The sequence below is a fragment of the Mesobacterium pallidum genome (assembly GCF_019966535.1).
Taxonomy (GTDB): Bacteria; Pseudomonadota; Alphaproteobacteria; order Rhodobacterales; family Rhodobacteraceae; genus Mesobacterium; species Mesobacterium pallidum.
The window spans coordinates 297,381-314,928 of record NZ_JAIMID010000004.1 but is presented as its reverse complement, the minus strand read 5'-3'; the positions used below and the strand labels follow the sequence as shown (position 1 = coordinate 314,928).

At 62.8% G+C, this 17,548-nt stretch carries 17 protein-coding genes; 12 read left to right on the top strand and 5 right to left on the bottom strand.

What is annotated here, in order from left to right:
- Nucleotides 1-89: 89 nt before the first annotated feature.
- Nucleotides 90-599 carry a helix-turn-helix domain-containing protein gene (locus MF270_RS08590; RefSeq protein ID WP_238365465.1) on the bottom strand — a complete coding sequence of 170 codons (510 nt, stop codon included), beginning with the start codon at nucleotides 597-599 and terminating at the stop codon, nucleotides 90-92.
- Between the two features lie 543 nt (nucleotides 600-1,142).
- Between MF270_RS08590 and MF270_RS08585 the strand changes: the two genes are divergently transcribed.
- The 12 genes from MF270_RS08585 to MF270_RS08530 all read left to right on the top strand — a co-directional run bounded on the left by MF270_RS08585 (nucleotide 1,143) and on the right by MF270_RS08530 (nucleotide 14,123).
- Entirely contained in the window at nucleotides 1,143-1,598 is a 456-nt protein-coding gene (locus MF270_RS08585) for a DUF2924 domain-containing protein (RefSeq protein ID WP_238365464.1), read from the top strand.
- Complete coding sequence (locus tag MF270_RS08580; protein WP_238365463.1) at nucleotides 1,595-2,920, top strand: recombinase family protein; 1,326 nt, start codon at nucleotides 1,595-1,597, stop codon at nucleotides 2,918-2,920. The genes MF270_RS08585 and MF270_RS08580 overlap by 4 nt, the downstream gene beginning before the upstream one ends.
- The gene (locus MF270_RS08575) at nucleotides 2,917-3,303 is read left to right on the top strand and encodes a hypothetical protein (RefSeq protein WP_238365462.1); all 387 of its coding nucleotides are present in this window, start codon (nucleotides 2,917-2,919) and stop codon (nucleotides 3,301-3,303) included. The genes MF270_RS08580 and MF270_RS08575 overlap by 4 nt, the downstream gene beginning before the upstream one ends.
- A gap of 82 nt (nucleotides 3,304-3,385) precedes the next feature.
- On the top strand, nucleotides 3,386-3,976 hold the full coding sequence (locus tag MF270_RS08570; protein ID WP_238365461.1) for a restriction endonuclease subunit S domain-containing protein: 591 nt from the start codon (nucleotides 3,386-3,388) through the stop codon (nucleotides 3,974-3,976).
- On the top strand, nucleotides 3,976-5,493 hold the full coding sequence (locus MF270_RS08565; protein ID WP_238365460.1) for a type I restriction-modification system subunit M: 1,518 nt from the start codon (nucleotides 3,976-3,978) through the stop codon (nucleotides 5,491-5,493). The genes MF270_RS08570 and MF270_RS08565 overlap by 1 nt, the downstream gene beginning before the upstream one ends.
- Nucleotides 5,486-6,733, top strand: coding sequence for a restriction endonuclease subunit S (locus tag MF270_RS08560; RefSeq protein WP_238365523.1), 1,248 nt, complete (start codon nucleotides 5,486-5,488; stop codon nucleotides 6,731-6,733). Before MF270_RS08565 ends, MF270_RS08560 begins: the two co-directional genes overlap by 8 nt.
- Nucleotides 6,730-7,431, top strand: a complete 702-nt coding sequence (locus MF270_RS08555; RefSeq protein WP_238365459.1) for a DUF3800 domain-containing protein — start codon at nucleotides 6,730-6,732, stop codon at nucleotides 7,429-7,431. Before MF270_RS08560 ends, MF270_RS08555 begins: the two co-directional genes overlap by 4 nt.
- Entirely contained in the window at nucleotides 7,428-7,886 is a 459-nt protein-coding gene (locus tag MF270_RS08550; RefSeq protein WP_238365458.1) for a hypothetical protein, read from the top strand. The genes MF270_RS08555 and MF270_RS08550 overlap by 4 nt, the downstream gene beginning before the upstream one ends.
- A 174-nt stretch (nucleotides 7,887-8,060) precedes the next feature.
- Entirely contained in the window at nucleotides 8,061-11,276 is a 3,216-nt protein-coding gene (locus tag MF270_RS08545) for a type I restriction endonuclease subunit R (protein WP_238365457.1), read from the top strand.
- Nucleotides 11,273-11,989 carry a M48 family metallopeptidase gene (locus MF270_RS08540; RefSeq protein WP_238365456.1) on the top strand — a complete coding sequence of 239 codons (717 nt, stop codon included), beginning with the start codon at nucleotides 11,273-11,275 and terminating at the stop codon, nucleotides 11,987-11,989. Before MF270_RS08545 ends, MF270_RS08540 begins: the two co-directional genes overlap by 4 nt.
- Nucleotides 11,990-12,486: 497 nt before the next feature.
- Entirely contained in the window at nucleotides 12,487-12,852 is a 366-nt protein-coding gene (locus MF270_RS08535) for a hypothetical protein (RefSeq protein WP_238365455.1), read from the top strand.
- The gene (locus tag MF270_RS08530; RefSeq protein WP_238365454.1) at nucleotides 12,849-14,123 is read left to right on the top strand and encodes a relaxase/mobilization nuclease domain-containing protein; all 1,275 of its coding nucleotides are present in this window, start codon (nucleotides 12,849-12,851) and stop codon (nucleotides 14,121-14,123) included. The genes MF270_RS08535 and MF270_RS08530 overlap by 4 nt, the downstream gene beginning before the upstream one ends.
- An 86-nt stretch (nucleotides 14,124-14,209) precedes the next feature.
- Here MF270_RS08530 and MF270_RS08525 read toward each other — a convergent pair whose 3' ends face one another.
- Genes MF270_RS08525 through MF270_RS08510 form a run of 4 tightly spaced genes read right to left on the bottom strand, consistent with a single transcriptional unit; the run spans nucleotide 14,210 to nucleotide 17,500 of the window.
- A complete protein-coding gene (locus MF270_RS08525) occupies nucleotides 14,210-14,455 on the bottom strand; it encodes a hypothetical protein (protein ID WP_238365453.1) in 246 nt (81 codons plus the stop codon).
- Entirely contained in the window at nucleotides 14,442-14,909 is a 468-nt protein-coding gene (locus tag MF270_RS08520) for a hypothetical protein (protein WP_238365452.1), read from the bottom strand. The genes MF270_RS08525 and MF270_RS08520 overlap by 14 nt, the downstream gene beginning before the upstream one ends.
- Before the next feature lie 9 nt (nucleotides 14,910-14,918).
- Nucleotides 14,919-16,850 carry a type IV secretory system conjugative DNA transfer family protein gene (locus tag MF270_RS08515; RefSeq protein WP_238365451.1) on the bottom strand — a complete coding sequence of 644 codons (1,932 nt, stop codon included), beginning with the start codon at nucleotides 16,848-16,850 and terminating at the stop codon, nucleotides 14,919-14,921.
- On the bottom strand, nucleotides 16,847-17,500 hold the full coding sequence (locus MF270_RS08510; RefSeq protein WP_238365450.1) for a hypothetical protein: 654 nt from the start codon (nucleotides 17,498-17,500) through the stop codon (nucleotides 16,847-16,849). The genes MF270_RS08515 and MF270_RS08510 overlap by 4 nt, the downstream gene beginning before the upstream one ends.
- Between the last annotated feature and the right edge of the window lie 48 nt (nucleotides 17,501-17,548).

Genomic DNA, 17,548 nt, shown 5'->3' with positions numbered 1-17,548 from the left:
CTTCGAAAATCTGGACGTGCGGGATCGTTCGAAGCAGCGCATCTTGCTGCTTCGTGGTGAGGTCTTCGGGTGGACTGGGTCAGTCGGGTTTAGCTGGGGCCGTCCTTGTCCGCCCCGGTCTTCTTCTTGGGACGCCAGCCAGGGGAGGCAGCAGCCTTCCGGCTCTTGCGCGCCAACTCACGCGCCTCGCGGAACTCGGGCTCGATCTCGGCGAGTTTGTCGACAAGGCCCTGCAGGTCGTACATGTTGGTCTGCCGACCACCGTGATCGCCATAGCGCTCCTGCCGGCGCAGGAGCCCTTCGTTTTCCAGGTCGGTGATGTACCGCTGCACCTGGCGCTCGCTGATGCCGAGGCGGGAGGAAAGCTCCTTCTTGCTCGGGTACGGTTTGCGTGCGGCGTCCCACCAGTGATCGATGATCTGAAGCAGGACGGCGAGCTGAGACGGGTTCAGGTGCAGCCGGCGTTGCGCGCGCAGCAGCAGCGACGGGATCATGCAGAAACCCTGCTCCATTACCTTCGCGCCCCACTTGTCCGCGTTCGCGGACCGACGCGGCTTCTTGGGCGGGGTTGCCGTTTCTGATTGATTCTGTTCGGTCATTTGTGTTCTCCTTGGCGCATAGATGCAGCCTACCAAGGCTCCACACAAGGCTAGGAAAGTGGACGTTGGTGTCTTGGGGGTGCAGACACATGCGCCTTCTCCCCCAAGTCGTCAGCGTCTCCTGATAAAGACATCAGTTACGCAGGAGAACGGGAAGGCGCATAACAAGCATATGGAACCCCCAGACACAGATGACCTATGGGGCGCCCCCCTGAGCCCGGTTCGTTCGGCTCGGAACCCCGGTATCAGGCTCTTCTGACGGCAGCTGTCCCGATCAGGCCGACCACTTGGCTTTTCTCTCTCAGAACGCGCTGCAACCAAGCGCCGCATGACGGAGACCAAGTTGAAACGCCCGAACCCACTCCCGCCCGACCAGATGACGCCCGCAGAACGCCGCGCCGAGTTGTGCGGGCTGCTGGCGCTCGGGCTGGTTCGGTTGCGGATACGGGATGGGGGCGAAGTATCTGACGATACTGGAGAACGTGGCCTACACTATCCGCCCGACCAATGCCGTCATGCAACTCCAACGCACCGGAGAAATGCATGAACAAGCCCGATCCCGTCCCCGCGCGCCTCGCCGCGCTCAAGACCACGCCGACGCCTGACCTGAAAAAGCAGTGGCGCGACCTGTTCGACAGCGAGCCGCCGCCGTTCAATCGCCGCTACCTGGAAAGCCGCTTGGCCTACCGCATCCAGGAACTTGCCTATGGCGGGCTCAAACCCGAGACGATCCGGCGCCTCGAACGACTCGGCGAGGAACTGGACGGCGGCGACAGGAAGAAGCGCGGCATCCGCGCCGATCGCGACCGCCCCATCACCGGCACGCGCCTCCTGCGCGAATGGCAGGGCGTCGAACAGATCGTAACTGTTACCGCCGACGGCTTCGAATGGCAGGGTCGGCCGTACAAGTCGCTGTCCGCTATCGCACGGGCCATCACTGGCACGCGCTGGAACGGCTGGACCTTCTTCGGGCTCAAGAACCACAGGGGGCGGACATGACGAAGCCGCCGGATAAATCGAAGGTCGTCCGCAAGCTGCGATGTGCCGTCTACACCCGGAAGTCCTCCGAGGAAGGGCTGGAGCAGGAGTTCAACAGCCTGCATGCCCAACGTGAGGCCTGCGAGGCCTACATTGCCAGCCAGCGCTCCGAAGGATGGGTGCTTGTCCGCGATCAGTATGACGACGGCGGCATTTCCGGCGGCACGCTGGAGCGCGTGGGCCTTCAGAGGCTGCTGGAGGACATCGAGGACGGGCTGATCGACGTGGTGGTGGTCTACAAGATCGACCGCCTGTCGCGCTCGCTCGCCGACTTCGCCAAGCTGGTCGAGGTGTTCGACCGGAACGGCGTGACGTTCGTCTCTGTCACGCAGTCGTTCAACACGACCACGTCCATGGGGCGGCTGACGCTTAACATCCTGCTCTCGTTCGCCCAGTTCGAACGCGAGGTCACCGCCGAGCGCATCCGCGACAAGGTCGCCGCCTCTCGGCGCAAGGGCATGTGGATGGGGGGCGTGCCGCCCTACGGCTACCGGGTGGAAAACCGCAAACTGCTGGTGGACGAGGAAGCCGCCGCGCACGTCCGCTGGATCTTCGCCCACTTCCTCGAGATCGGGTCGGGCACGGAGCTGGCGAGAGAGATCACGAAACGCGGCATCCGGACGCCGCGCGGCAACCGGATCGACAAGAAATACATCTACAGGATGCTGAGCAACCGCGCCTATATCGGCGAGGCGGTCCACAAGGGCGAGAGCTATCCCGGCGAGCACGACGCGATCATCGATCGCGAAACGTGGGACCGCGTCCACGTGATCCTGCAGGAGAGCCCCCGCAAGAGGGCGATGCGGACGCGCGCCGAGACCCCCGCGCTGCTCAAGGGACTGTTGTTCGGGCCGGATGGCGCGGCATTCTCGCCAACGCATACCCGCAAGGGCGAGAGGCTCTACCGCTACTATGTCAGCCAGACCGTGCTGAAGCATGGCGCCAGGTCGTGCCCGGTGGGCCGTGTGCCCGCGGGCGAGGTTGAAGCGGCCGTTATTGACCAGCTGCGCGCCGTGTTCCGCCAGCCAGAGATCGTAGCCGGGACATGGAAGGCCGCCCGCGCTCACGCCGCCGACATCACCGAGGCCGACGCTCGCTCGGCGCTGCAGAGGCTTGATCCACTGTGGGACGAGCTGTTCCCAGCCGAGCAGGCGCGCATCGTCACGCTGCTGGTCGAGCGCGTGGACATCGGCGCGGACGAGCTGAACGTCCGGCTCCGGGTGGACGGCCTGAACGACCTCGCGCGCGAGATGCTGGCCGGCGGGATCGGAGAAGCCGCATGACCCGCGGAGCTCCGATCCCAGAGACGGTGACGCTCCATGTCCCGTTCCGCCTCGTGAAGCGCGGCGGGCGGAAGGAGATGCAGCTGCCGGAAGGCGCTACCCAGCCGCGGCGCGCCGACAGCACGCTGGTCAAGGCTCTGGCACGCGCATTCCGCTGGAAGCGGATGCTCGAGTCGGGCGAGTTTGCCACCATCGCCGAGCTGGCCGAGCACGAAGGAATCGCACCGTCCTACATGACGCGCGTCCTGCGGCTCACTCTGCTCGCGCCCGACATTGTCGCCGCGATCCTGGACGGGAAGCAGGGGTCGGAGGTGACACTGGCGCGGGTGTTGGAGCCGTTTCCGCTCACATGGCAGCATCAGGCACTACATTTTTCTCTGTAGGATGAAAACTGCATATTGAAGGATTGACTCGCGAGGCGAGCTCGCCTAGATCTCTGTAACTCGCCTTACAGAGGATTCCTTCATGCGGCTCGCGGATTTCTCTGAGATTCACTCCGGCTACACGGCGCGCGGCAGGCTCGATCCGCTGCCGGAGGGTGGCGTGCCGGCACTGCAGCTGCGTGACGTCGGGACTAGCGGTGAAGCGCCAGGCCCAGATTTCCAGAGGTACGACCTGGACAAGCTGTCCGATCGATACTTTGTCCGCGGCGGCGAGGTTGTCTTTCGATCGCGTGGCGAGCCGAACGCCGCGGCGGCCATTCCCGCTTCGCTGCCGGAGCCCGTCGTGGTCATCGTCCCGTTGGTGATCGTTCGCCCCGACAGGGATCTCGTTCTCCCCGAATACGTGGCATGGGCCATCAACCAGCCCGACGCGCAGCGCAGGCTCGGCGCGGAAGCACAGGGCACAAGCCTCCGGATGATCCCGATGGCGGTCCTCGAAAACCTCGAGATCGCCGTCCCCGACCTGCTCACGCAGAAACGCATCGTCGAACTCAATGCCTTGGCTCGGCAGGAGGGACAACTGCTCCGCCAACTCTCCGCTCGCCGCGAAGAACTCGTAAGCGCCATTCTCGGAGAGGCCGCGAAGGCCGCCGACCAGAAGGAAATTGTCTGATGACCAACCAGATTACCCAAGACCAGGTCAATAATGCCGCCTGGGCTGCTTGCGACACCTTCCGGGGCGCAGTCGATCCCGCTCAGTACAAGGACTACATCCTCGTGATGTTGTTCCTGAAGTATATTTCGGACCTCTGGAACGACCACCTCCAGACCTACCGCAAGCAGTATGGCGACGACGAGGCACGCATTCGCCGGCGCCTCGAGCGCGAGCGCTTCATACTGCCTGAGGGCGCCAGCTTCTACGACCTCCACGCCCAGCGGAACGAGGCCAATATCGGCGAGCTGATCAACATCGCGCTGGAAAAAATCGAGGACGCAAACCGGGCCAAGCTCGAGGGCGTCTTCCGCAATATCGATTTCAACTCCGAGGCCAATCTCGGCCGCCCGAAGGATCGCAACCGCCGCCTCAAGAACATGCTTGAGGACTTCGCCAAGCCAGCACTCGACCTGCGCCCGTCGCGGGTGACCGAGGACATCATCGGCGAGTGCTACATCTACCTGATCTCGCGCTTTGCCTCGGACGCCGGGAAGAAGGCGGGCGAGTTCTACACGCCCACGGCTGTCTCGCGTCTGCTGGCCAAGCTGGCCGCGCCGCAGCCCGGCAACACGATCTGCGATCCCGCCTGCGGGTCCGGCTCACTGCTGATCCAGACTTCGCAGGAGGTCGGGTCCGAGAACTTTGCCCTCTACGGGCAGGAGGTGAACGGAGCGACCTGGGCGCTGGCCCGAATGAACATGTTCCTGCACGCCAAGGACGCCGCCCGCATCGAATGGTGCGACACGCTCAACAGCCCCGCGCTGGTCGAGGGCGACCACCTGATGCGCTTCGACGTGGTGCTGGCCAATCCGCCGTTCTCGCTCGACAAATGGGGCGCTGAGGACGCCGATAGCGACCAGTTTAAGCGTTTCTGGCGCGGCGTGCCGCCCAAGTCCAAGGGCGACTACGCCTTCATCACCCACATGATCGAGATCGCCAAGCGCCAGTCTGGCCGGGTGGCAGTCATCGTGCCCCACGGCGTGCTGTTCCGGGCCGGTGCGGAGGGGCGCATCCGACAGCAGCTGATCGAGGAGAACTTGCTCGATGCCGTTGTCGGCCTGCCCGCCAACCTGTTCACCACCACTGGGATCCCGGTCGCCATCCTGATCTTTGACCGCTCGCGCGAGGAAGGCGGCGCGAATGAAGACCGGCGCGATGTGCTGTTCATCGACGCCAGCAAGGAGTTCACGCCGGGCAAGACCCAGAACGTGATGGGCGAGGCGCACGTGGCCAAAGTGCTGGAGACCTACGGCACGCGCGCCGAGGTCGCGCGGTATTCGCACCGGGCCAGCCCCGAGGAGATCGCCGAGAACGGCTACAACCTCAACATCCCCCGCTACGTCGACACCTTCGAGCCCGAAGACGAGATCGACGTCGCCGCCGTGCAGAAGGACATCCTGCGGATCGAGGCCGAGCTGGCCGAGGTACGCGCGAAGATGGCCGGCTATCTGAAGGAGCTCGGTGTTGATGCTTGATGGCGGTGACACCTTGAAGCCGTTTCCCGATCTCGGAAGTGCCTTGCCGACAGGATGGCGCAGGGCGCGGCTGGACGACGTTGTCGACCGGGCAAGCGGCCACACACCGGATCAGGGAAAACCGGAGTATTGGAACGGTGGAGTGTCTTGGGTCTCGCTGGCGGATAGCGCCAAGCTTGACCAAGGGTATATCGAAGAAACCGACAAGCAGATTTCTCACCTTGGCATCAGGCACTCATCAGCAGTCTTGCTGCCCCCGGAAACAGTGATCCTGTCTCGGGATGCCGGCGTTGGAAAGTCTGCAGTCCTGAAGACCGAAATGGCTGTCAGTCAGCATTTCATTGCGTGGTCCTGCTCCAACAAAGACGTCCTCGACCCTTGGTTTCTCTACGCGTGGATGCAGACGCAGAAGCCCTTCTTTGAGCGGATGGCTGTTGGCTCAACGATCAAGACCATCGGGTTGCCGATCTTCAAGCGCCTTACAATTGATTTCCCACCACTCCCCGAACAGCGCAAGATCGCCGAGATCCTGCGGACCTGGGACGAGGCGCTCGAAAAGCTGACTACCCTTCGCGCGTTGAACATCCGCCGCCGCGTCTGGTTCCGGACCCATCTGTTCACCGGCAAAGTCAGGTTGCCCGGCTTCACGGGCGAGTGGCGCGTTGTCCCGCTGAGTGCGGTCCTCCATGAGCACGGGTCGAGATCCACCGGCGCGGAAGAGGTCTTTTCGGTCTCGGTCCACAAGGGGCTGGTCAACCAAATCGAGCATCTCGGGCGATCATTTTCGGCCGCGAACACCGACCACTACAATCGCGTCCTGCCGGGCGACATCGTCTACACCAAGAGCCCCACTGGCGATTTCCCGCTCGGGATCATCAAGCAGAGCAAGATCGACCGCGAGGTCATCGTCTCCCCGCTCTACGGCGTGTTCACCCCGCAGACCTACGCGCTTGGCGTGATCTTCGATGCGCTCTTCGAGTCGCCGCTGGCCGCCCGCAACTACCTCTATCCCCTTGTCCAGAAGGGCGCCAAGAACACGATCGCGGTCACCAACAACCAGTTTCTCGAAGGCAAGCTCCGCCTGCCGATGGACCCGGCCGAACAGGCCGCCATCGCCGACATCGCAAATGCGTCGCATGCCGAGTGCGCCGGCATCGAAGCCGAGATCGAAGCCCTGACCCGCCAGAAACGCGGCCTGATGCAGAAACTGCTGACCGGGGAATGGAGGGTCAGTCAGTGAAATTCGAGGTCTATTGCGACGAGACTCTGCCCGACCTGTTCACCTCCGGGAAGCCACAGGGCCGATACCTGATGATCGGCAGCCTTTGGCTGCCCGCCGAACTGCGCGAGGACGTCAAGGCGCGGATCGCCGATCTGCGCCAGCGTCACGGTGTTCATGGAGAGATGAAGTGGCGAAAGGTCTCGCCGTCGAAGGCTGCTTTCTACACCGATCTCGTGGACCTTTTCATGAGTTTTGGCCTCGACCTTCGGTTCCGCTGCATTGCGGTCGATCACCAGGCCATGAATCTGGACCTTCATAACGGTGATGCGGAACTTGGCTTCTACAAGTTCTACTATCAGGTTCTCCACCACTGGATACTTGACCGGAACGAATACACAGTCTTTTGCGACCTGAAACGCAACAGAGACCGTACACGGCTTCACACTCTCCAGCGTGTCCTGAACAACGCCAACCGCACATCGACCATTCCAGAAGTTCAGTCGTTACCTTCCTCCGAAGTAGTTCTTTTGCAGCTCTGTGATGTGCTGCTCGGCGCGGTTTCCGCTCGGATCAATGAGCGGACCGATCTTGGAACAGCGAAAGAAGGCTTCATCGCCCACTTGGAACGGCGGCTCAATCGTCCGCGCCTCAGCCCTACCCACAAGTCGGAGGAGAAGTTCAATATCTTCAAGATCCGGCTGGGAGGTGGTTGGTGACTCCGCCGCTGTTGAAGCTTGCTGATCAGGCCGCCTATCGCACCCACTACGAGCGAACGCTCTGCCGAGGCGGGATCGTTACACATGATGGTATTCGTGTCTTTTTTCGAAAGCAGGAATTTGATCATGCTTTTTTCGAGAGTTCGGGGCGTCGTGGGGAAAACGACGTGTTCTCCCTTGAACGCGCGATGCGCATGGAATGGATCGCTCCTGCACTTGCCGATCCGAATGCGCGGCGTCTACAGGGTTGGTTGAAGAAAGAGCAACGGCATGACCCAACGCGGCGCGTAACCGTGTTCATCGACGGCTTCCTCGTAATCATCGCCTTGCGTTTGAGAGACGGAGAACTGCGCGCCCAGTTCGTGACCTGCTATCCCGCAGACGCCAGGACGCAGACCAAGCTAACCCGTGCGCCATTCTGGACGCTGGAGGACTGTCTCAATGCGTTGCGATAAGGGAAGAGGGACGCTGATTCGCTATGCTGGCTCAGCGTCCGAAGCCTCGACAGATTCACAGCCGATGGGCAGTGAACTCTTGGTAGATATGGTCATTGTATGGCTTGGAAGTCAAGGGACCCCTAACAGGTCGCACGTTTCGTCAGGTCATCGAGCAGCGTTCGGAGCACGCTCATGACCTTCAACGCCGCCGAGAAACACCAGTCCCAGGTTCCGGCGCTGCAGCTGCTCGTGGCGCTCGGGTTCACGCCGCTCTCGCAGGAGGAGGCCTTGCGCCTGCGCGGCGGGCGGCTGCGGAACGTGGTGCTGGACGACGTGCTCGCCGAACAGCTCATGCGCATCAACCGCTTCACGCATAGGGGTCGAGAGTACGCCTTCGACCTCGAGGACGCACACGAGGCGATACGGCGGCTCAAGCCCACGCCAGACCGACTGAAGGGGCTGCGGGGAACGAACCAGGACATCTACGACACGCTTGTCCTCGGCACGACGATCACGAAGTCCATCGACGGCGACTCGAAGAGCTACTCGTTCCACTACATCGATTGGGAGCGGCCGGAGAACAACGTATTCCATGTCACTGCCGAGTTCTCGGTCGAGAGGACCGCGTCGAGCCAGACCAAGCGCTGCGACATCGTCGCGTTTGTGAACGGCATCCCGATCCTGGTGATCGAGAACAAGCGGCCGACAGAGAGCCTGAAGAAGGCGGACAGCCAGCTGATCGGCTACCAGAACGAGGACAAGATCCCGCAGCTATTCCACTTCGCCCAGCTGCTGATCGGCATGAACCGGAACGAGGCGCGCTACGCGACCGTCGGGACGCCGCGGAAATTCTGGCAGACCTGGCGCGACGAGGAGGACACTGACGAGGCCATCGCGCCCTTTGCCAACCGCGTGCTCACCGCAGCGGAGAAGGACGCCGTTTTCTCCGGCGACTTCGCGGGCGCACGAGCCTACTTCGACGCCATGGCCGCCGAGGGCGAGCGCGCGGTCACGGTTCAGGACCGGACGGTGTACGCGCTGTGTCGCCCCGAGCGGCTGCTCGACCTCATCCGCCGCTTCACCGTGTTCGACGGCGGCGTCCGCAAGGTGGCACGCCATCAGCAGTTCTTCGGGATCCGGCGCGCGGTCGAGACGGTCAAGCAGCATGATGTCAGCGGCGCCAGAAAGGGCGGCGTGATCTGGCACACGCAGGGTTCGGGAAAGTCATTGACGATGGTGATGCTGGGACGCTCGCTTGCCTTGGAGCGCAGCATCGAGAACCCACGGATCATCATCGTCACGGACCGCGACGATCTCGACAAGCAGATCAAGGACACCTTCAAGTCCTGTGACCTCGAACCGGTTCGGGCGACGAGTGGGTCCCACCTTCTGGAGCTCGTCCACAACAAAGCTCCGCTGGTCACCACGATCATCAACAAGTTCGACACGGCGCTGAAGAACAGCAAGCTGGTGGACGAGGATCCGAACATCTTCGTGCTGGTCGACGAGAGCCACAGGACGCAGACGGGTCGCTACGGCGGCCACAGCCAGTTCGCCGCCAAGATGCGGCGCCTTCTGCCCAAGGCCTGCTACCTCGGCTTCACCGGCACGCCTCTCCTTAAGAAGGAGAAGAACACGCTGTCGACCTTCGGGCGGCTGATCCACCGCTACGCGATCGACGAGGCGGTCGCCGACGGCGCCGTCGTGCCGCTGCTCTACGAGGGACGGCTTGTCGAGCAGCAGGTCTCGGGCACCGTGATCGACCGATGGTTCGACAAGATCAGCGAGGGGCTGACTGACAGCCAGAAGGCCGACCTCAAGCGCAAGTTCTCCCGGATGGACGCGCTGTCGAAGACCGACCAGGCCATCCGAGCCAAGGCGTTCGACATCTCCGAGCACTATCGCCAACACTGGCAGGGCACTGGCTTCAAGGCACAGCTCGTTGCCCCCTCGAAGGCCGCGGCCGTCCGCTTCAAGGAGGTCCTCGACGAGATCGGCCACGTCTCGAGCGCGATCGTCATCTCGCCGCCGGATGAGAACGAGGGTAACGAGGATGTCGACCAGGAATCCAAGGACCTCGTGCGTCGCTTCTGGTCGCAGATGATGGCGCGGTACAAGACCGAGGAGGAGTACAACCGCCAGATCATCGATGCCTTCAAAGGTTCCGGCGATCCAGAAATCCTGATCGTCGTCTCCAAGCTCCTCACCGGCTTCGACGCGCCCCGGAACACAGTGCTTTATGTCTGCAAGTCCTTGAAGGAACATAATCTCCTGCAGGCGATTGCGCGCGTGAACCGGCTCTACGAGGACGGCGGCACGGAGAAGCAATTCGGCTTCATTATCGACTACGAAGGGTTGCTGGGCGAGCTCGACAGCGCCCTGACGACCTATAGCGCATTCGAGGGGTACGAGGCGGCGGACCTCGCCGAGACGGTGCATGACGTCCGCGAGGAGATCCGCAAGCTGCCCCAGCTGCACGATCAGCTCTGGGACCTGTTCAAGCCGGTCCGGAACAAGAAGGACATGGAGCAGTTCGAGCAGCACCTTGCCGACGAGTCGCTTCGCCATGAGTTCTACGCGCGCCTCAAGGCTTTCAGCCGGTGCCTGCACATATCGCTCTCGTCGGACAAGCTGTTCGATGTCTTCGACGAGGCCAAGGTCGACGCCCTGAAGCGGGACTGGAAGCAGTTCTCCGAGCTCAAGCGGTCGGTCCAGCTCCGTTACCAGGAGACGGTCGATGTCCGCGAGTTCGAGCCGAAGATCCAGAAGCTGCTCGATGACCATGTCGTGGCGATGCCTGCCGAGACCATCATCGAGGTGGTGAACATCAACGATCCCGATGCGCTGAAGGCGGTCGTCGAGGAGACGGGCGTCTCAGAAGCCTCGAGGGCGGACCGCATCGCCAGCGCCACCCGGCGGGCAATCACCGAGAAGATGGATGAGGACCCGACGTTCTACAAACAGTTCTCCGAGCTGCTCGAAGAGACCATTCGCGCCTATCGCGAGAAGCGGCTCTCCGAGCGCGAGTACCTGAACAGCGTCGTGGACCTCGCGAGCAAGGTGGCACGCAAGGATAGGGGCCGGGATGTTCCCGAAAGCATCCGGGGCGATGAGGATGCACAGGCGTTCTTCGGAATCCTGGACGGTCAGCTCAGGACCAAGGGAGACTCGCTGGTTGGAGGCGACGATGCCGCAGCGATCGCACAACGGATAATAGACATCATCAAATCGCACCTGATCGTCGACATTTGGTCGAACGAGGTGGCGCAGAACAATCTGCGCAACGCCATAGACGACTACTTCTTCGACGTTCTGCGCGACGAGCAAGGCATCGACCTCCCCGTGGAGGTGCTCGACGATCTCGAACTGAAGATCATGGACCTCGCCCGGGCCCGGTTCGCGGCATGACGCGCGAGTTGTACTGCCTGCGTTACGGCGAGCAGGAGATCCGATATGAAATCGTCCGCCGCCCGAGGAAGACGCTCGAGATCGCCGTCGAGCCGGATGCTTCGGTGGTGATCGCAGCCCCGGAGGACGCGACGCTCGACGCCATTGAAGCCAAGCTGCGAAAGCGCGCGGCATGGGTGACAAAGCAGCAACGGTACTTCTCACAGTTCCTACCGCGGACGCCGGAGCGCAGGTTCGTCGCCGGAGAGACGCATCTCTACCTCGGCCGCCAGTACCGGCTGAAGGTCGTGCCGCATGTGCAGGAATGCGTGAAGCTGATCCGCGGCTTTATCGTCGTGCAGACTCATCGGCCGACCAGGCCGGAAGTAACGCGCGAACTGGTCGATGCCTGGTACCGGGATCGGGCCCACATCAAGTTCCCGGAGCGGATCGAACTCTGTCTCGGTCTCTTCCCGGATCCCGAGGCATTTCGGCCGAAGGGGCTCATCGTGCGCCAAACCAGGCAGCGATGGGGATCCATGTCTCCGGCAGGCCGCCTCCTGCTGAACCGCCGCCTCGTGCAGGCGCCTGTCGACGCCATCGACTATGTCATCACCCACGAGCTTTGCCATGTGGCCGAGCCACATCACGGCCCCGCATTCTTCGAGCTCCTCGACAAAGTGATGCCCAATTGGGAGCGTCGGAAACAGAGACTGGAACGGGCAATGGCCTGAGAACTTCCGAACCCGGTCGCGGCAGACGCAAACGCGACTCCAATCCAAGCAATTTCCGCGGTTTGAAATTTCTTCTTTTCTACAACAACTTACGAGAAATTCACCAAACCCGCGCAGTCATGAGGTCCGGAGAATACCGGCCCTGAGAGACCGCTCCCATGCCTCCTGGCGCAGGTGCCAGTGCTCAGCCCAACCCGCATAACCCCCGAATACAACGGAAAAATCCGGCCGCAGCCGGATCGGGAGAACGCTTTCGTAAGGTCAAGTGGCGGACACGGAGGGAGGTTTTTCGAACCACTGGGATGCCTTATTCGCTGAGTTGGAGCGTTGGGAAGCGGTCCTGAGCCAGCGCTCTGACGTGCCCGCAGAGGCCGACCACCAACCACCAGATCCGCCCGAGTGACGCCCACCTTCGTCGCCCCCAATCATCATGTTCAACCCGACCCCGCCCCTCGACCCGAGGCGGCGGGGTTTTCTATTTGGAGACCCCAACCCCCATGCCTCCCAATGCCAAGGATACGCGATTGACGATCCGGCTGACGCCCGAAGAGCGTCTGGCGCTGGAGGCAAAGGCCGGGGACCGGGCTTTGAGTGCCTTCGTGCGCGATCTGGCCTTGGCGGAAGCGGCAAACAAGCGCGCCAACACGCGTGTCCCGGCGGCTTCGTCCAGGGAGCTGGCGCAGGTCCTGGCCTTGCTCGGCCAGAGCGGCGCTTTGCAAGGGCTGGATCGGCTCGGTGCCGCCGCTACGAACGGCATCGTTGCGTTGGATGAAGTGGAACGCGGGCAGATCGACACTGCACGGGCCGAGATTGGCGAGATCCGCGCTTTGCTCATGCAGGCGCTGCGGGTGAAGAGCCGATGATCTTGAAGGGGTCGCAGCGATCCGGGGCCAAGGCGCTGGCGGTGCATCTGTTGCGTACCGACGAGAACGATCATGTCGAACTTCACGAAGTGTCGGGCTTTTGCACCGACGATTTGACCGAAGCGTTGAAGGAGATTCAGGCGGTGGCCAAAGGGACGCGCTGTCGCCAGCCGCTGTTTTCGGTGTCGTTCAACCCGCCGGGCAGCGCCGCCGTCTCAGACGCGGCCTTTGTTGCCGCCATCGACAAGGTGGCGGAGGCGACGGGCCTCTCCGGCCAGCCCAGAGCGATAGTGTTTCACGAGAAGGACGGGCGGCGTCATGCCCATTGCGTTTGGTCGCGGATCGACGCCGTGACCATGCGGGCGATCAACCTCGACTATACGCGGCAACGGCTGCGGAAGGTGTCGCAAGCGCTCTTTCTGGAACATGGTTGGACGCTGCCGCAGGGCATGATCGACCAAGCGCCGAAGTCGGCGCTGACCTATTCGCTGGCGGAATGGCAGGAAGCCAAACGCAGGGGCATTCACGCGGGCGACCAGAAGGCGCTGATCCAACAAAGCTGGGCGGCGGCGGACAATCGCGCGGCCTTCGAACAGGCACTGGGGCAACGTGGCTACCGGCTTGCGCGCGGGGATCGACGTGGATTTGTGATCGTCTCGCCCGAGGGCCAAGTCATGGCCGTGGCGCGGAGCCTGGGCAAGCGCACCAAGGAGGTCGCGGCGCGGCTGGGCGATCCCAAGGACTATGCGCCGGTCGCAGAGGTCCGGCAGGCGATGAAGACGGATATGCGCCGGGCCTTCACCCGGTTGGCGAAGGAGGTGCGTGGACAGTTTGGCCGGAATCGTACGGGACTGAACGCGCGGCGCGCCAAGATGATCGCACGCCACCGGGCAGAACGCGCGTTGTTGCAGACCGAACAGGCCAAGCGGCGGGACGCGGAAGCGGCAGCGCGCAAGGCGCTGCTCAAGACAGGCCTTGGCGGCTTGTGGCAATGGATGACGGGGCAGCGCGCCCGTCTCCAGCGCAGCCATGCGCAAGAGTATCTGAAGGCATCGGCGCGGGACCGTGATCAGATGGACGCACATCGGCAGGCACAATTGAGGGAACGCCGGGTGATCGAAGCCCAACGGATTGCAGCGCGGCAGGCAGCGTTCGGGATTGTCCAGGAATTGAAGCAAGAGTTCCGGGAGATGTTCAAGGACGATGCCCCTGCGGCGACCAGGCGACAGCGGCGCAGGCGCGCCGATCCGGGACATATGCCGCAGCCCTAGCTGTTTGGTCCTGGCCATGGCCAGTCTTACGGGTGCGGGCGGAGAGCTGGCGCTGACCCGTTCGGCCAGCTCCGCCGTTCCGGTTTCTAGAACGAAGAGATGTCGAAGTCCCGCTCCATCTTGCGGGTTGCGCCCTCCAGACGATGGGTCAGATAGCGGATCCGGCGCTCACGGGCGGCGATGCGGCGCAGCGCCGCCGACTGGGCGGAGCTGTCGGCCCAACTGGGCGCGGGATGCTCGTGGCTCAGCCTGTCATGGTCGGATTCGCGCTCCTCGATCAGCCGCGAGACCTCCCGGCGCGAGGCGGTCTGGCGGGCGTCACTGGCGTTCATGCGCAATCTCCTGGTCCTGACCGCGCACCGGCTTGCCCTGGGCGAGGCGTTGCTCGCTCAAATAGGTATAGGGGTCGGTGCTATGGCGGGTCTCGAAGCTTTTGGCGATCACCGCTTTCATCTCGTCGCGCGAATGGCCGGTGGCCTCTGACAGGCGTTCGGCAAACAGGTTGAGCGTCTTGGAATAATAGCCCTTGTCGTCGATTTGCAGTTTCAGCTTGTCGGCGTAGTCGCGCGCCATCTGGTCGTGTTTCTCGCTCCAGCTCTCGGGATCTGGCGTGGCGATCACAGGGCCTTTTTCGGTGACATAGACCATCGCACGATCCAGATCCTGCGGCAGTTCGGTGTTGCGGAAGTAGTCTTTCAGCATCACGCCTTGCTGGCTGCGCGGGATGCTGGCCACCCCGTCGCGGGTCTGGATGTGGCGATGGGTGTTCGGGTCGATATCGGACATGTCGTTCTCCTAGTTTGACTTGCGCAGAATGATGAACGGGCAAGACGGCCCGTTGATCGTGAAGGGCCTGGGACCGATATAGCGGCACCAGGTAAACCGACGGGCGGAATACGGTCCGACATAGCCATAGCTGGCGCGCAGATGCGGCATCCCGTGCTCGGCGGTGAGCGCCAAGGCCACCAGAAGGAAGATCACCCAGGCACCGGGCGAGAGTTTGCGCGCCAGGAACACCCAGATCGGCCAGCTGGAGACCCGTCCGGTTCGCGCCATCCATCCGCGCGGCGTGACTTGCGTTCCCCACCAGCGCAGTCGGATTTCGATGGGCAGCAGATGGCGGCGCTTGCTGTACATCGTGTTGATTCCGATCCTGTGCCGCCAGGGATGGATCGCAAAGACCTGCACCTTGCGCAGCAGCATCGGCTTCAGATTGCCCCAGATGACGATCTGCTTTTCGGAGCTCAGACGACGCAACTCGTCGGGCGTCTTCAACGGGCGTTCGGTCTTTGCCAGGCTTTCCTGCACGCCGTCTTTCTGGAAGCTGTAGCTGGGCGCATGCTCGGTCTCATTGCCCAGATACTTGCTGAGATAATCCAAAGTCGTTTGCGACCGGATCCCACCCAGGAATTGCTTGATATCGGCCTCCGAGAGCACGGATTCCAGAGCGTTTTTGCCGTACACCCGATGGATGTCATCCAGATCCTGCGTCGCCATGATGCAGCGGATACCGTAGCTCCTGAGCAGCGTCAGCATCGTGGGCAAGCCATTCAGCGGGGCGTTGCAGAATTCGTCCAGCAACAGATAGACCGGCGTGTTGGTCCGCTCCTGCACCAACTGCCAGGTTGCAAGCCATTGCATCATTCCGGCCCAAGGACCGGCGGCGTCCTTGTTGGCATAATCGACCACCAGATAGGCCGTGATCCGCGCGTGTTTCATATCGGCAAAGCGGAAGGTCGTCCGAGACGTGATCCGGGCGAGCGGCCCGCCCTTGGCATAGATCGCGGTGGCTTGAGCCGCGCCGAGGCGGAATTGCTCATGTGTCTTGGCCGCGCCGTCGTCGCCAAAGGCCTGGGCATGGAGACTAGACGCCAGTTCCGCAATCGCCCCGTCAAGCGCTTCGACGGCCATGGCCCGATCAAGCAGCTCGTGTAGGAAGGAGGGGTCGGAAAGCGCCCTGTTGGTGGTGGCCAGCGTCCGGTGCTCGGGCGGACAGGTGGCCGCGACCGCGCAATTCAACCCGGTGATCAACTCGCGGCTGCCGATAGTGAAGAAGGCATTCTGGTCCGGCTTTGGCGGATCGGGCTTCATCTGGAACGACAGGGCGCGGGCATAGGTCAGGGCTATGGGGCTGTTCGCCGCGATCAGATCGGCCAGATCGTCGAGCGGATTGACGCAATCGGCGTCTGGATCGTCGGGGTCCAGCAGGACGATCCGGTGGCGCAGGTAGCGCCGACGATATGCGGCGGTGACGGCGTAGAGCTCTTTCTTGGAGTCATTGACAACCGCGCTGTCGCCCAGCCCGCAGAGCAAGGGAAAGAAGCCTGCGGTTGATTTGCTCGTCCCAGACGGACCCAAGATCAGCTGATGGGTTTCAGATCCGGCGAAGATCGCACTGCGACCCAACACGCCAATTAAACGGGTTCCGGGCTTGCGCCGGTCAAGCCGCAACCGCCGGGCCTGCCGTTCGCTCAGCCAGCCAGCGGCACCTTTGAGCTTGCCGCGCCGCCGGGAGCGCAGATAGCTCAGGATATCCTGCAGCTTTGTCACCATCCGGTTCAACGCTTTCACTGCTGTGACCCCGCCGAGGATCTTCATCGCCAGCGCCAGCAGCACGATCCCCGGTTCTTCGAGGATATGGGTTTCCAGCCAATCCCCGCCCCAGATAAGCCCCGATGCCAGAAGCATCGGGGCCAACACGCCTTGGCGCTCCTGCGGGGCGCTCAAGACAGGCCCTCCGGCCAGATGCAGCGGGCGCGATGGGCGGCGATGACCTCCCTGTCGATGCCGGGCTCGCGCAGGACCGTTTCGGGAATGCTCTCTTCTTTGAGGCCACGGATCTTGCTGTAGCGGGCCAGATAGATCGTGCGCAGATCATTCCCGCGCCCCAGAACCATGTAGCACCAGGCCTCGACCAGGCGGTTGTCGTGCAGCAGCGAGTCATAGCCATGCCCGGTGACGACCTCGTAGCGGCCGGTCTTGTTCTTGTGGAAGACGGCATAATCGCTGGCCCTCCGCTCGATCCTGGCCAGACGTTCGTGCAACGCCTGCAGCTCGGCCTTGCGCCGTTCCAGCTTGGCAAGTTCGGCCTCTTTGGCCTGCACCCGCGCCTCAGCCTCGGCGCGAATGCGCGCGGCCTCCGCCTGCGCTCTGCGCACCCGGTCCGCCGCCGCGTCGCGGCTCCGCTCGGCCTCGGCCTCGGCCTTGGCGATGACGCAACTGGTGGTGAGATTGTATGTGCAGGCGATGCGCTCGATGGCAGGCACCTCGGTGCCGAGCAGCATCCAGATAATCAGGGCCAGGCTGAGGGTCGCCATCAGCGTCAGCCCCAGGGACAGCAGCAAAAAGTTCAAGCCGCGTTGAACAAAAATCTTCATTGTCGTCTCCTCAGGTGGGTGGGTCACACCCCCCACCTGAGGCCATCG

Excerpts from the sequence above, each read along its gene's own strand:
- MF270_RS08590 (WP_238365465.1), bottom strand. The coding sequence starts at position 599 with ATGACCGAACAGAATCAATCAGAAACGGCAACCCCGCCCAAGAAGCCG.
- MF270_RS08585 (WP_238365464.1), top strand. The coding sequence starts at position 1,143 with ATGAACAAGCCCGATCCCGTCCCCGCGCGCCTCGCCGCGCTCAAGACC.
- MF270_RS08580 (WP_238365463.1), top strand. The coding sequence starts at position 1,595 with ATGACGAAGCCGCCGGATAAATCGAAGGTCGTCCGCAAGCTGCGATGT.
- MF270_RS08575 (WP_238365462.1), top strand. The coding sequence starts at position 2,917 with ATGACCCGCGGAGCTCCGATCCCAGAGACGGTGACGCTCCATGTCCCG.
- MF270_RS08570 (WP_238365461.1), top strand. The coding sequence starts at position 3,386 with ATGCGGCTCGCGGATTTCTCTGAGATTCACTCCGGCTACACGGCGCGC.
- MF270_RS08565 (WP_238365460.1), top strand. The coding sequence starts at position 3,976 with ATGACCAACCAGATTACCCAAGACCAGGTCAATAATGCCGCCTGGGCT.
- MF270_RS08560 (WP_238365523.1), top strand. The coding sequence starts at position 5,486 with ATGCTTGATGGCGGTGACACCTTGAAGCCGTTTCCCGATCTCGGAAGT.
- MF270_RS08545 (WP_238365457.1), top strand. The coding sequence starts at position 8,061 with ATGACCTTCAACGCCGCCGAGAAACACCAGTCCCAGGTTCCGGCGCTG.
- MF270_RS08540 (WP_238365456.1), top strand. The coding sequence starts at position 11,273 with ATGACGCGCGAGTTGTACTGCCTGCGTTACGGCGAGCAGGAGATCCGA.
- MF270_RS08535 (WP_238365455.1), top strand. The coding sequence starts at position 12,487 with ATGCCTCCCAATGCCAAGGATACGCGATTGACGATCCGGCTGACGCCC.
- MF270_RS08530 (WP_238365454.1), top strand. The coding sequence starts at position 12,849 with ATGATCTTGAAGGGGTCGCAGCGATCCGGGGCCAAGGCGCTGGCGGTG.
- MF270_RS08525 (WP_238365453.1), bottom strand. The coding sequence starts at position 14,455 with ATGAACGCCAGTGACGCCCGCCAGACCGCCTCGCGCCGGGAGGTCTCG.
- MF270_RS08520 (WP_238365452.1), bottom strand. The coding sequence starts at position 14,909 with ATGTCCGATATCGACCCGAACACCCATCGCCACATCCAGACCCGCGAC.
- MF270_RS08510 (WP_238365450.1), bottom strand. The coding sequence starts at position 17,500 with ATGAAGATTTTTGTTCAACGCGGCTTGAACTTTTTGCTGCTGTCCCTG.